Below are 13,001 nucleotides of genomic sequence, written 5' to 3' on the forward strand. Positions count from 1 at the left end.
GAACCTGGAGGGAACAATCGTGGATCACATCAAAGACATTTTAGAGTACAATCGTGTTTTCGTAGAAAACAAAGAATACGAGGCCTATAGAACGGGCAAGTTCCCCAATAAAAAAATGGTCATTATCACCTGTATGGATACACGGCTAACAGAGCTACTCCCTAAAGCCATGAACCTGCGTAATGGTGATGTGAAAATCATCAAAAATGCGGGTGCGATTATTTCACAGCCCTTTGGAAGCGTAATGCGCAGTGTACTAGTCGCCCTGTATGAGCTGGGAGCAGACGAAGTAGTGGTCGTGGGCCATTATGAATGCGGCATGGCTGCATTAAATGCAGACCACATGGTCAATGAAATGCTCGATCGCGGAATTTCTCAGGAAGTGCTGAATACATTAGAAAATTCAGGAATTAAGCTAAATAAGTGGTTGAAAGGTTTTGACAACATTGAAGAAGGGGTAAAAACTACCGTGAAGCTTATTAAAAATCACCCGCTTCTCCCCCCTAATGCCCCCGTTCACGGCATGGTTATTCATCCTGATACAGGAGCGTTAACGCTTGTCGTTGACGGGAATGAACAGTAAATAGGATACGCTTCGGCAGAAAGTTACCAGGTAGTTTAAACTCGCACATACGAGCTTAAACTACCCTTTTTTATGAAAAAAAGCGCATATACGTGGAGAATGACAGGAGCCAATTTTGGCTAACCTGTGAACGACCTGCCTGAAAGTTGTCAAACCATACAGTTTCAGTGTACACTTTTCATGAAGCTGCAGAATACCTGCCGCAGTGCTGTTACAACCGTTACTATGATGGATGAAGGAGATAAGATCTATGAATTTACTATCGTATGGTCTGTTGGGACTTCTCGCAAGAGAGGAATCCTCCGGCTATGATCTGATGTTGCGTATCCAGCCTTTTTGGCAGGCCAAGCACAGTCAGATCTATCCGCTACTGGCCCGTATGGAGGGTAAGGAACTGCTAGCCTCCCGCTGGATTCAGCAGTCCGACAAGCCTGATAAGAAAATGTATACCATTACCGACAAGGGAATCCATATGCTTCAGCAATGGTCCCAGGAAGCGTTAGCTGCTCCGGTTACACGGGATGAATTAAGTCTTCGACTGTTCTGTCTTTGGTTGACAGACAAAAGTAGTGCCAATCGTATGCTGGAGGAACGCAAACGTCATTTTATTCAGAAAATCCAGCATCTAGAGGATATTCTGAACAACATTCCCGCAGAGAATTTACATTTTGGAAGTAAAAACTTTGGTGACTATATTTTAGTACAAAAAGGACTTTTGAATGCTAAAGCAGGTCTGGAATGGTGCCAAATGGTTCTGCGTATGCTGCTTGCCGGTGATGTCAATGCGGACACTAATCCGTTTTCACTTAAGCCGCAAAGCTGAATGCTTTTGCTAATCCATGCATAGGATTTAAGGAACGTTATTATTTAATTATTTAATTTTTTAAAAATTAAAATTCTTTGAAACCCTTTTCCATGCCATTCGTATTACTGGTAAGCGGTTGTTTGACCTATAAAACAATTTACTAAGGGGGATTATATTTACATGAAAAAAACATTCACTTTGAAAAATATGATGATGCTGATGATGGCTTTTACCCTACTCATTGCTATGATCGCACCATCTACAGCTGATGCAAGGCGAGGCGGCGGGTTTAAATCCGGACCCAAATCATACCAATCTACACCAAGCAAGGCGAATGACAGCAATGGCATTAATAAGTCAGATAGCGGAACCAAGTCAGGGGCAACTGCTGGTAATACAAGCAGAACTGGTGGATTCCTTGGCGGTGGCGGCGGATTCCTGAAAGGTATGATGCTGGGCGGTTTGGCAGGTATGCTCTTCGGTGGATTGTTCGGCAACATGGGCGCATTGGGCAGCTTGCTTGGCCTTGCCGTTAACGTTCTCGCCATTTATGTCCTGATCATGGCCGGAGTAGGTATCTATCGTGCTATTAAAAATCGTCGCAAACCAGATGAATCCCGCGGAGGACGTTACTAAGCTATGATTTTGAGTATGGATGAGATTGTCAACGCTATTTGCTTGCATATGGCTGAACGCAAAGGTGTCCAGCCCACTGATGTGACAGTAGAATTAAGCTGGGAAGAGGATACAGGTTATTCAGCAGAAGTCCATGTACAGGGCCGCAGTCAATATCTGGTGGAAGCCAATATGATTGAAGCAATTCTGAGATACCTATATTCCGAATACAATATTCGTGCCTATCGCGAACAAATCAGATTGGATCTGGATGAAGAAATTACTGCTATTGTCCAAACTTGATTATTTCGCATAAGATCGTTGCACAAACTTATTATAAAACAGAAGAACCGACCTTTGCTTGAGGGCAAGGGTCGGTTCTTTTTTGTTGCTCGTTTCTCTAATAGATCAAGGTGCTATAGTATTACATATAGACGTGGACGTCCCTTGCTATATGGATTCATTTGCTCTATGAATAGCCTGTCTGCTAAATGATGGAACCGGAGCTACCTGTACCCGTGGCACCCTTTCGAGTAAGCCACTACCGTACATTTCCCGAAACGGCTGCTCTTCCATATGAATATAGCCGATATAGCAGCCGCATTCTTTCATTCGGCACGGACGTTTGCCACTCAGACCCTCAAGACCATCCCTGTATAAGTGTCCTAGCACCCGTCGATCCTGATAGCAGTGTTTTACTCTTCCGTCACCCTGGACATAAAATACATCTTCACCAGCGCGACATGCCCGCCCCTGACTGCTATAATCCTTTAAATTCCATTGAAAATAGGGGTCTATCGCAGTTAACTCAGTAACCTCAGCATCTGTATAATAATGTGGACGATCCTTGTAGGCGTTGATCCACAAATAAACATCCCTTGGAAGTTGCGATCGCAAGGAACGAATAGCCGGAAATGCCTGTCTTAACCCGACAGTACCGACACTATAGGAAATACCAAGTTCATATAGCTTTATAGCCTGCGATATAAAGACTTGCTCTTTCGTCTCTCCAGGGTGATATGTAGCCCACAGCGCAGCAGTCTCCGGGTTCAGTTCTTGCGTCCAATCCAGCTTAGTCGATAGATTCGTCTGTACCGCCACTTTTTCCACATGCGCCATGTGGGAAAAGTCAATCATGGTCTTGCGATACCAGGAATGAATCAAGGCTTCTCCATACGGATTAAAAAAAATAGAGAGACGATGCCCCAAAGCGCCCTGTTCCCGTACCCAATCAGCAAAACGTTCCAATTGGGCACGATCCTTGTTCAACGTTTCCCGACTATCAACGTTTTTACTGAATGGGCAGTAAGGACAAGCATAGTTGCAAGAGGTCAACGAACCACGATAATATAAGGTCGCTCTCATGCGCCTACATATCCTTCCATGCGCTCACGTACAGACGTGGAGATCATCCAGTCCCCAATCGCATCGGAATAGGCCATTCCTTCCTCTGTAAGTCGCAGCGTACCCTCCTCGACGACAGCCATACCGGATTCCAGCAGCAACGACATTCCTGTAAAATCGTCCGACAGGGATACACCGAAGCGCTCTGCATAGGCCGATAGCTCCAAACCTTCCCGATGAAGAAGCGCCTTTAAGATAAAGCGTCGCTTACTCTCATCCACATTTAAAATAAAACCGTAGTCAGCCAGATCATGACGTTCCGCAGCAACATAATCTGCGATAATACTACGCGTAGCTGCTGCACTAACTCCATAACGGCTGGCATAGTGGACATTGCGTGTATAGGAGCGTGCACCACACCCCAGACCGGCCATACCTTCCTCCTGACAACTGTAGGGCAAAAGCTCTTTGCTGGATATACCATCATTTTTAGCAAAACGGCGCATGGAATATTGTACATATCCTGCCTGTTTGAGCCGTTCACGCGCCACTTCATACAAAGTAAGGCGAATATCATGATCCAGCCCGGTATAGCCTGGCTTTAAAATCGTATTTTCTCGAATATATAACGGGTAAAGAAAAATCTCTCCTGGCGAGTAAGACAGTGCTTCCTCTAAAGAATACAGCCAGGTTTCCACCGTTTGCCCAGGCAGGCCATAGATCAGATCCACGTTCAGCAAAGGAAAGTTGTATTCCACCAACCGCTCAAGTGCTTCTCTAACAAGTTTTGGCTTCTGAGGTCGGTATATGGCGGCACTTTCTGATTCCACAAAGCTCTGAATTCCCATACTTACACGATCTGTCCCGCGGCGCTTGAGCACCTCCAACCTATCCTCAGTCACAGTATCGGGAGAGGTTTCCACCGAAATAGAAGCTCGTTTAGGGTCCAGTCCCATCATATTTTCCGCAATGTCAAACAAACGCTCCACCAAAGGAGACTCCAGTAAGGTCGGTGTACCGCCGCCGATCGCAAAACGCGAAAAAGGCCGACGGCCCATAATTGGTGCCCATTGCTTGGCTTGTCTTTCTAGCGCATCCACATACTCCTTATGTACATCCAGACGCTTGTCCGGCAAAGTGAAGAGGTTACAAAATCCACAGCGAGCCGCGCAAAATGGAATATGCATATACAAAAAATAGCTTTCTAACTCCTCCTTCTCCCACAACTCCTGCAACGAGAGCGGTGTATCAAACGGACGATAGGCCGTTTTATGTGGGTAAGAGTACAGATAGGAGCGATAGGGAGCTTCACGGATCGTGCGTGCCCATTCAACAGGAGTTTCGGGCCACTGAAACCTAGACGGTGTTACGTTTGTATCTATCTCCGGGGCTGCCGCACCCGTTGGATGCGAGTGATTCAGATTCATGGCTTTCATTTCTGCTCCTTCCTCGCGCTGGATTGATTTCTTGATATTCTACCAGTGCAATCTATATTTCTATTTGCTCTATAATATAAATTCGCGGTAAGGCACATTCCAGACTACCTCATGCGCCAGACGATGTCCTTCATAGCCGTCTTCCCCATAAGCTGTACCATGATCGGAAAAAACCATACAAAACGTTTTGCTCCGATTTCGTAAGGCATCAAACAAACGTCCAAGTTCACCATCCACATACCGCAAGGCTGCGCGTTGAGACTCCACTGAATCTTTAGCAGAGCCCTTCACAAAATAATGATTAGGCCCATGAATCGCAGATACATTCAGAAACAAAAACAAGCGCTGCGACGGGTCTGTATTCCCCAACAGTTTCAGAGCATGATTCACCTGATTCTCCGTCGAACGGGGGTTGGTAACGCCAAAGTTCATACGCCAGTAGCTTTCTTGAAAATATCCAGGCAGCACCTTGGCAAGCTTATTTTTCTTCGTAAAAAAAATAACGCCGCCGATACAGATGGTCCGATAACCTTCACCCTCTAGCCCGGACACAATATCCGGGGCATCGAACAGCCAGGTATGTGGATGCGTACGCAGTCCCGTATCCTTTGTGTGAAACAGACGGATATGTGAAGTCTTATCCGTATTCGCTGGAGTTGGCAAAAATCCGCCAAAAAAAGCATGATGTGCAGCATAGGTAAAGCTACCAGGTGTATGGCGCTTTTCCCACGACCCGGAGCCACACAAATTCGGACAGTTCTCTTCCTCCAGCTTTGCTACATCATAACGCAAGGTATCCAGCGTAATCATGACAATATCATGAGAGCCGACAATTTGGTTCATATCAGTCATATCTGTCTTTCCTTTCCCTAACCACGCTCCTATTAGCGAGGTGCTGCATTTCCCATTCATACGGATTCCAACCCTGATGTTCAACCCGGTAAAGCAAATCACCGAACGGATTAACATCCAACACATAGGGACGCCCCCCATGAGCCGGAACCAGCACATCCAGTCCAGCAACCATAGAGGCTGGAAAAACACTCATAGCGGCTTTCGCAGTAAGCTGGACCGTTTCCACCGTATTCTGTGGTAATCCGGCTTCCTTCAGCGAAAGCCGCTCATTACGCAAATGCAAATTGGTAATGGGGCTATGGCTCAAACGTAAAACCGCATGGCAAGCTTCTGATCCGCACACGAGTTGGCGCACATCATAAACACGCCCATTCAGGGTCGCTTTGGGAATCCAGCGCTCCACATGTACCCCTTCCAGGCATAGCCAGTTAAGGATAGCATGAATGTCCTGCTTATTCGTATAACGACGCAATCGTCCGGCATTATAATACACGCGCTGTCCGCGTATGATTTCCGTTCCAATCGTGGTCACCGCCAGTTCCGCGTGTGTGTGGGGATGTACCTGATAGGCCATGACACCAGAAGCACCGGATCCGCAAAATATTTTTACAAATACGCGGTGAAACCCGCTCTCCTTCATTGCCGTGTGCAGATCGACAACATCACGAAATGCACCTCCTGAAGATGCAAGCACGGGCGGGACCCTTATACCTGCCTTGCCTAAATCGGCGCTACAACGCCGTTTATCGAACATCACGGCTACTTCCGCCGGATCGTTCATCCAGTGTGACGAGGGCCAGAGCAGAGCCACTTCCTCCCGCAGCCAGGCCAGCAGACGGCAATAGCCCCGGAACCATTGTGCCGGGTGCCAAATACGACCGTGCTGCTCCTGCAGACGTCGCGCTTCTGCCGCCGATATACCTGTGCCTTGTGTCCATTCGGGCCATGGCAACAGAGAATCGTCTCCCTCACCATCCGAGGCACCTAGTGCAATCAACTCACGCTCTACCTCAAAGCTTTCGCCCGGTGCATCCAGACGAAGCAGCGGACCACTGTCCATCTGCCCCGCCAGTAACTGATCAATGCTCTCTTGCACAAAAGAACTGCCATTCACGCTATCTTGCGTAGCTCGTGCAGCTATTCGCAACATCAGCTCGCCCAGACCTTGCTTCTGCCGAATAGCTTCCAGCACATTCTTATAGGAAACTTCTAGAGCGGGCGGAAGCATTAATCTGCTTCGCGCCTCCTGCAGCCCGGTAGTTCGACGATTCCCCGGATTACCGAACAAGATAAACGGCTCGCTGACATTACAGTCTGACATCCTAACCATAGAGCCGCCTCACTTTAGATCATTTTAATTTTGAAAACAGTTCGTTTTAGAAATCCAGTTGTACAAATTACTCAGTCAGTGATGGATAGCGCCAATCATCTTCCTCATCCGCTTCTTGTTGATCTTCCACGTTCACAGATAGACCCGAGCTTTTCCAACGTTGCATCATTTCAGTAGACATATAATGATAGCTCAAATCCAGATGCTTCAGCCCTTTTATACTTTCACTAGCCAGCAACGCTTCTGCACCTTTATCAGACAACGTACCTTGTGAGAGATCCAGCACTTCCAGTTGTCCAATCACAGGGGCATTAGCTGCTGCAATTGCAATTTCATCCTGTATTTCACTATCTTTGAGTCCCAAGTATGTAAGTTTGGGAAAAGGATTGCTGTCTAAAAACGGCAAAACATCTTTCAAGTTACCGTCAAAACCATAGTCCTCGACACCCAAATACAGTTCCAGCTTGCGCAGTTCCGGTAGTTCGGCATTACGTATTTGCTCAAGAACGCTCACAGGCAGGCCACCACAGATAATAACCAATTCCTGAAGACGGTTATGACGAAGCGGCTCCAAGCTCAGGTCCTGGCTTCCTTTGATATGAAAGGACTCCAATGCTGGAAACGCTTCTAACAACGGGGATAGATTCGTCTGGTTAATCCATGAAACCTCACACTCATCATATTCCATATCACCAATAAACAGTTTGCGTATCTTAGGGAATTGGTCTTTGAGCTTCACTAACACTGGGATAAAATCCTCTGGTGAACTTTCATAGGCGCCGCCCCAATCTCCAATGATGAGATCTGTAATTTGCGCGCTCTCCGGCTTGGCTGCCAGTTCCTCAATAGATTTAGCCATCGTTTGGCCATTCTCATAAGCTTCATAATCCACTACCAATTTCACTTCCATCTTACAATTCCTCCGATCGCTTGTCTGAGATCTCGTAAACTATCTATTTCCAATTTAGTCTATCCTATTCTACCAATGTTCGTCAAAAATAGTCCCTCATCGACATCAATCCTATGTAAAATATGCTCAATGAAATAAAAACAAGACAGCCCGCTAAGCAGACTGTCTTGCATATTCACAATAAACTTCTACTATTATATAGTACGTGAGTTTAGAGCCAAATTATTGGCTAATTGTAATCGGTGAGTTATCGGACAGCAATGCCAGATTATTCACGATCACATTCTCCTCATTGCTCAAGCCACTGGTAACGAGTGTTTGTGAACCTGCCGTCTGAACAGTCTTCACTTCCTTACGTTTCGCATGGTCTCCGTTTACAACATATACATATTCTTTACCTTGATCTTTTTGAACTGCCGCAGTAGGGACCACAATGCCTTCTTGCGCATTGGCAGCAACAAAGCTGATATCAGCCAACATGCCGGATTTCAGTTTCGTGTCTGGATTCGCTACTGAGATTTTTACAGGATAGCCTTTTCCACTTGCATCCAACGGGCTTACATTTTTAACTGTACCTGTTGTTACAATGTTGGAAGCTGCAACACGAACCTGTACCTTGTCGCCTGCTTTTACATTGTTGATCTGTTCCGCTGGAACATAGATCAAAGTATTGACTGTACTCAGATTAGCGATGACCAGTGCAGGAGACTGAGCGGATACCATTTCGCCCACTTCTGCATTTTTCGTACCCACAATACCATTGATCGGTGATGTAACAACGGTGTCATCCAATGCATCCTGTGCAATGTTCACATTCAGCTGAGCCTGCTTAAGAGATTGTTGGCTGGACTCGACAACCGCAGTATTTTGAGATACTTTGAGCTGATTTTGCGCATTACTGTAACCGCTATTGGCATTACTGTAGCTATTTTTTGCTGAATCATAGCTATTGCGAGCTGTAGTTAAGGCCTTCTGCGCAGCTACCAACTGATCTTGCGCATTAGCCTGAGCATTTTGTGCATTGTTGTAAGCCGCTTCCGCATTCACAACTGCTGTTTTGGCTTGTTCTAATTGTGCTTGGGTACTCGCACCTGCATCAAATAGACTTTGTGTACGTGTTACATTTTTCTGTGCATCTGCCAAAGCTTGCTGCGTTTGTTTCACCGTATTGGCTGCTGAGGAGACACCATGTGTTGCTTGTTCTACGGCTGTAGTGGCTTGATTAATAGCCCCCTGTGCCTGATTGATTGCGCTTTGGGATTGAATTACGCCGCTCTTGGACTGCACTAAGCCCGAGTTTGCTTGAACCATCGTAGATTCGTGGGATGCTTGAGCGGTGCTTACTCCGGCTGCTGCCGCAGCTGCTGCGGCGCGGGCTTTCGCAACATTATTCCGCATGTCCTTATCATCAAGCTTGAACAGTACTTGACCCTTTTTAACCTCGGAGCCAATATCCACAGGCAGTTCAACCACTTTGCCGCCCACTTTAGGCACGATGTTCACCGTCTCCGATGGTGTTACGGTTCCTGTATAAATATTTCCCTGTCCGATAATTCCCTGCTGTGCTTGGCTGATTTTAACCGGAACGACCATATCCTGAGCCGCCCCGCTATTACTGGAGCAGCCTGCCAGCACTGCGCCGCCGAGCACTAAAGCCGCTAATGTACTTTCTACTCTCAATATTTTCATGATAATTCCCTTTCTTTCTGTCCGTGGAAATAATGTAAGCCATCCAGTCGTATTTTATAGTTCTTTGGTTATGCTTCCGGCTGTGTCTTTGCTTTCTTCCTCTGAATAAACAAAAAGATTAGTGGAATCGTGCAAAACAGCGGTATGGATGAAATGAGGAACGTATCCCCAATCCCTCTTGATGTGGCATCTAGTGTGATTAAACTACTTACGGATGACACCCATGAGCTGCCGAGCGTCGCTTGAAGCGCATGAGCCGAGTCTGGTGTAATGGACTCCGAAATTTGCTGGGCATGAGCTGCCGAACGGCTTTGCATAATGGCGGTTAACACCGCAATCGCCATAGATGCAGCCACAGTACGTACCAGATTGGACGCTGTAGACGCATTGGCTACCTTGCTCGGATGAACAGCGTTCATCCCGACCGTAGACAGTGGCATCATACAAATACCAATTCCCAGTCCCCGAAATGCCATTACGGTTTCCAGCCAAATATGCGGCGTATCCGGCGTAAGCTGATGAAGATGATAGGTCATAAAGCTGGTCAACGTCAGACCGACAAGTCCCAGTGGCACAATGCCGAACTTATCGAATAGCTTCCCGGCAATAGGCATCATAGCCGCCATGGCAATGGCCTGTGGAATGAGGATAATACCAGTATCAATCGGTGACACACGCTGGATATTTTGCAAAAACAACGGTGTTAGGAACGTTCCTCCGTACATCCCCATCATGACCAGACTGGAAGCAATAACACTAATCGTATATTTTGAATTCTTGAATAATGAGATTTCAATTACCGCATTATCCTTGCCGCTTTCTACATAGATTAGAAAAACAAGTGCCCAGAAAGCAACAAACAGCAAGGATACAATTCCAAAAGAAGTCCAGCCATCACGCTGTCCGTTTGTCAGTGCGTACAAAAGTGTTCCGGCACAAGTTGCGGCCAGCAAAAAGCCCGGTAGATCAAACGGCTTCGGCTCTACTTTAGGCGGTTCTTTGATTAGAAGGATAACCATTAAAATTGCAAATAAAGCAACTGGCACACTGACAATAAACAAGAACCGCCAGTTAAACCACTCAATCAAATATCCGCTGAGCGTAGGCCCAACAGCCGGCGCTGCCATTGCGGCGATCCCCCATATACCAAGGGACATACCGATTTGTTCACGCGGCATAATTTTGTAAATAATTGTCATACTCAGCGGCATAATAACACCACCGCCCAGACCAGCCAGCACCCGTGCTGCGATCAGGGAAGAATCACTCCATGCAAAAATACATATTCCCGTTCCCAACGAAAATACGCTGAGCGCAAGAATCAAAAACTTTTTGTATCCGAGGCGCTGCTCCATATATCCGGTAATCGGTACGATTACACCAGATGCAAGCGTGTAACCTGTAATAACCCACTGAATACGTGTCGTCGTAGATCCTAAATCCGTCGTCAATCTAGGAATGGCGACATTGATCAGACTGTTGTTCAGAATGGCGACAAAGGCGCCTAAAACGATAGCGAAAAAGGCAAGCCAGCGTTCTTTGGAAGAATCTGTCGAAGGAGCAGCAGCAATATCATTGGCAGCCACATGGACCCCTCCTTTTTAAGGTGTATGAATTTTTACTTCCACGTTCGTTCCAGGAATAAGCTTCAGATCCTTCGGCTTGTTCACGGCAATCTCTACAGGCACACGCTGAGTCACCTTGTTAAAGTTACCACTTGTGTTCACTGCAGGAACGAGTGAGAACACGGCGTTGGAGGCTTCGCCCACTTTACGAACTTTACCCTGAATTATCTGGTCACCTGCTGCATCAAGCGTAATATCAACAAGCTGTCCTGGTTTAATACGGTTAATATCGTTTTCTTCAATATTCGTGGATACGTACAAGCTGTTCATATCCACCATAGTTGCAACAGCACTACCCGGCGATCCTATTTCATGCTCTTTCGAATAAATCTTAATGACGGTTCCGTTGATCGGCGCGCGCAGTACGGACTTGCTGATCATACTCGCATCCAGCCCCGATACATCCTGCTCGGCAATCGGTTCATTACGCTGAACAACATCTCCTTCTTCCACATCAATGTGGCTAATTTCTCCGGAGATTTGCGGCATTACCTTATATTGATCGGCTTGAATGCGCGCATCGTCACTTTTAACAAAGTGTGTTGCTTGATACCAATAATAGTAGCCAATAGCTCCACCGCTCAGAATGAGCAGTACAATGAGGATTGGCAATACAGTTTTCTTACTCACTTCTTCCACCCCTGTTGTCCAAAAAATTTTATTATTCAACGCTAATATTTTAAAATTGAAATATTAGGCCATTAAACCAAACAGAGAACGTAAATAAACACATGGCGACATTCCATGCAAAAGACAGGACTAACTTTATGTACATAGGACAATCTGATCCATGGTGCACAAGTCATCTTTTATATTTAAATATTTTCATATAACTATTGTACATTGAAATATTATAGATATATTTATCTATTCAGGCAACATAAATTTTCAGTTTTTTCATATTTTTTTTCATAAAAAAGAACCTTGTTTCCAAGGCTCTTTCACGAAAAGGGATAGTTTACAATTAAAGGGTTACACAGTACGTTAAGAGAAAGGCGTAGGTACAGCTGACCGTTGTTTGCAGTTTTTCGCCTCCTACCCTTCCTTCGTGTTCCTATTCATTCTATTCCCTTGAGAAGCTTGCTTTTCCATGCAACCCCCGCAACGGCAGCGTTCTGTCATTCCATGTACATCCTCTTTGGAATCCCGTAATAGCCGCACGTAATCCAGAGATTGCTGTAAAGAAGCAGGTCCAGGAATGAAACGGACCTTCTTGCCTTCCAGCAGACAATATACCTCAATAAGCTGAGGAAGAGCTCCAAATGCATAATAACAAAATACATTTGTCATATGTTGGAACGTACTAATAACGTTAGGGTTATAGTCAACGATGTACTTTTGAATGAGCAGGGAATCTGCTTCTGCTGATAGTTGCCAAGCAGCCTGAACAATAAGCGAAATATTGACCTCTAACTCAGGCACAGATGTACAAAATTGTTCATACAGCATTACAGGTACCAGCAAATCATTATTTGAGCCACAAATTTTTGACAACTCACCTGACACTTTATTTTTGACATCCCAATAATGGAACAAAGATTCAAAGCATTCTGACTGCTTGGGCCACCATTTCTCCAGCACATACTGGACAGGGACTTCCCGCCGCACCTCTACTTCCATTCCAAAGTATTCGTTCAGCGCATGCCCTATTGCATATTGAACCCGTTGCCGCCAATTCCAACCCTCACGCCCTCTTTTCCTCTGTGATTGACGAATTGGCTGTGGAGTTCTCCACATCTCCTCAAGCTGATAGTCGTGCAGAAGAGGAAAGGCGCTTAAGCCATCGCTATTGCGCATACCTATCCCTCA

13 protein-coding genes are annotated in these 13,001 nt (G+C 45.9%); 4 read left to right on the top strand and 9 right to left on the bottom strand.

Annotated features, from left to right (window positions below):
- The first annotated feature begins 19 nt into the window (after window positions 1–19).
- The 4 genes from KAI37_RS14735 (at window position 20) to KAI37_RS14750 (ending at window position 2,306) form a co-directional block, all read left to right on the top strand.
- Window positions 20–583 (top strand): beta-class carbonic anhydrase, encoded by a 564-nt coding sequence (locus tag KAI37_RS14735; RefSeq protein ID WP_023989055.1) that lies wholly within the window; start codon window positions 20–22, stop codon window positions 581–583.
- Between the two features lie 250 nt (window positions 584–833).
- On the top strand, window positions 834–1,406 hold the full coding sequence (locus tag KAI37_RS14740; protein WP_025722044.1) for a PadR family transcriptional regulator: 573 nt from the start codon (window positions 834–836) through the stop codon (window positions 1,404–1,406).
- Window positions 1,407–1,568: 162 nt separating this feature from the next.
- Window positions 1,569–2,024 carry a hypothetical protein gene (locus tag KAI37_RS14745; protein WP_220029746.1) on the top strand — a complete coding sequence of 152 codons (456 nt, stop codon included), beginning with the start codon at window positions 1,569–1,571 and terminating at the stop codon, window positions 2,022–2,024.
- 3 nt (window positions 2,025–2,027) lie between these two features.
- Window positions 2,028–2,306 carry a YxcD family protein gene (locus KAI37_RS14750; protein ID WP_013310599.1) on the top strand — a complete coding sequence of 93 codons (279 nt, stop codon included), beginning with the start codon at window positions 2,028–2,030 and terminating at the stop codon, window positions 2,304–2,306.
- A gap of 147 nt (window positions 2,307–2,453) precedes the next feature.
- Here the strand turns inward: KAI37_RS14750 and KAI37_RS14755 are convergent, their stop codons facing one another.
- The 9 genes from KAI37_RS14755 to KAI37_RS14795 form a co-directional block, all read right to left on the bottom strand.
- Window positions 2,454–3,368 carry an STM4011 family radical SAM protein gene (locus KAI37_RS14755; RefSeq protein WP_071641237.1) on the bottom strand — a complete coding sequence of 305 codons (915 nt, stop codon included), beginning with the start codon at window positions 3,366–3,368 and terminating at the stop codon, window positions 2,454–2,456.
- Window positions 3,365–4,783: an STM4012 family radical SAM protein gene (locus tag KAI37_RS14760; RefSeq protein ID WP_071641241.1), complete on the bottom strand. Its 1,419-nt coding sequence runs from the start codon at window positions 4,781–4,783 to the stop codon at window positions 3,365–3,367. The genes KAI37_RS14755 and KAI37_RS14760 overlap by 4 nt, the downstream gene beginning before the upstream one ends.
- 69 nt (window positions 4,784–4,852) lie before the next feature.
- Entirely contained in the window at window positions 4,853–5,635 is a 783-nt protein-coding gene (locus KAI37_RS14765) for an STM4013/SEN3800 family hydrolase (RefSeq protein WP_071641243.1), read from the bottom strand.
- On the bottom strand, window positions 5,628–6,968 hold the full coding sequence (locus KAI37_RS14770) for an STM4014 family protein (protein ID WP_071641245.1): 1,341 nt from the start codon (window positions 6,966–6,968) through the stop codon (window positions 5,628–5,630). Before KAI37_RS14770 ends, KAI37_RS14765 begins: the two co-directional genes overlap by 8 nt.
- 67 nt (window positions 6,969–7,035) lie before the next feature.
- Complete coding sequence (locus tag KAI37_RS14775; protein WP_071641246.1) at window positions 7,036–7,878, bottom strand: STM4015 family protein; 843 nt, start codon at window positions 7,876–7,878, stop codon at window positions 7,036–7,038.
- A 222-nt stretch (window positions 7,879–8,100) separates the two neighbouring features.
- The gene (locus KAI37_RS14780) at window positions 8,101–9,567 is read right to left on the bottom strand and encodes an efflux RND transporter periplasmic adaptor subunit (RefSeq protein ID WP_071641247.1); all 1,467 of its coding nucleotides are present in this window, start codon (window positions 9,565–9,567) and stop codon (window positions 8,101–8,103) included.
- Between the two features lie 68 nt (window positions 9,568–9,635).
- Complete coding sequence (locus KAI37_RS14785) at window positions 9,636–11,153, bottom strand: DHA2 family efflux MFS transporter permease subunit (protein WP_071641248.1); 1,518 nt, start codon at window positions 11,151–11,153, stop codon at window positions 9,636–9,638.
- Between the two features lie 15 nt (window positions 11,154–11,168).
- Entirely contained in the window at window positions 11,169–11,822 is a 654-nt protein-coding gene (locus KAI37_RS14790; RefSeq protein WP_071641249.1) for an HlyD family secretion protein, read from the bottom strand.
- Between the two features lie 405 nt (window positions 11,823–12,227).
- Window positions 12,228–12,989, bottom strand: a complete 762-nt coding sequence (locus KAI37_RS14795; protein WP_071641251.1) for a hypothetical protein — start codon at window positions 12,987–12,989, stop codon at window positions 12,228–12,230.
- Window positions 12,990–13,001: the final 12 nt, after the last annotated feature.

The sequence above is a fragment of the Paenibacillus sp. S25 genome (genome assembly GCF_019454085.1).
Lineage (GTDB): Bacteria > Bacillota > Bacilli > Paenibacillales > Paenibacillaceae > Paenibacillus > Paenibacillus polymyxa_B.

Coding starts and splice junctions, on each gene's coding strand:
- KAI37_RS14770 (WP_071641245.1), bottom strand. CDS start 6,968: ATGGTTAGGATGTCAGACTGTAATGTCAGCGAGCCGTTTATCTTGTTC.
- KAI37_RS14745 (WP_220029746.1), top strand. CDS start 1,569: ATGAAAAAAACATTCACTTTGAAAAATATGATGATGCTGATGATGGCT.
- KAI37_RS14755 (WP_071641237.1), bottom strand. CDS start 3,368: ATGAGAGCGACCTTATATTATCGTGGTTCGTTGACCTCTTGCAACTAT.
- KAI37_RS14780 (WP_071641247.1), bottom strand. CDS start 9,567: ATGAAAATATTGAGAGTAGAAAGTACATTAGCGGCTTTAGTGCTCGGC.
- KAI37_RS14740 (WP_025722044.1), top strand. CDS start 834: ATGAATTTACTATCGTATGGTCTGTTGGGACTTCTCGCAAGAGAGGAA.
- KAI37_RS14750 (WP_013310599.1), top strand. CDS start 2,028: ATGATTTTGAGTATGGATGAGATTGTCAACGCTATTTGCTTGCATATG.
- KAI37_RS14765 (WP_071641243.1), bottom strand. CDS start 5,635: ATGACTGATATGAACCAAATTGTCGGCTCTCATGATATTGTCATGATT.
- KAI37_RS14760 (WP_071641241.1), bottom strand. CDS start 4,783: ATGAAAGCCATGAATCTGAATCACTCGCATCCAACGGGTGCGGCAGCC.
- KAI37_RS14775 (WP_071641246.1), bottom strand. CDS start 7,878: ATGGAAGTGAAATTGGTAGTGGATTATGAAGCTTATGAGAATGGCCAA.
- KAI37_RS14795 (WP_071641251.1), bottom strand. CDS start 12,989: ATGCGCAATAGCGATGGCTTAAGCGCCTTTCCTCTTCTGCACGACTAT.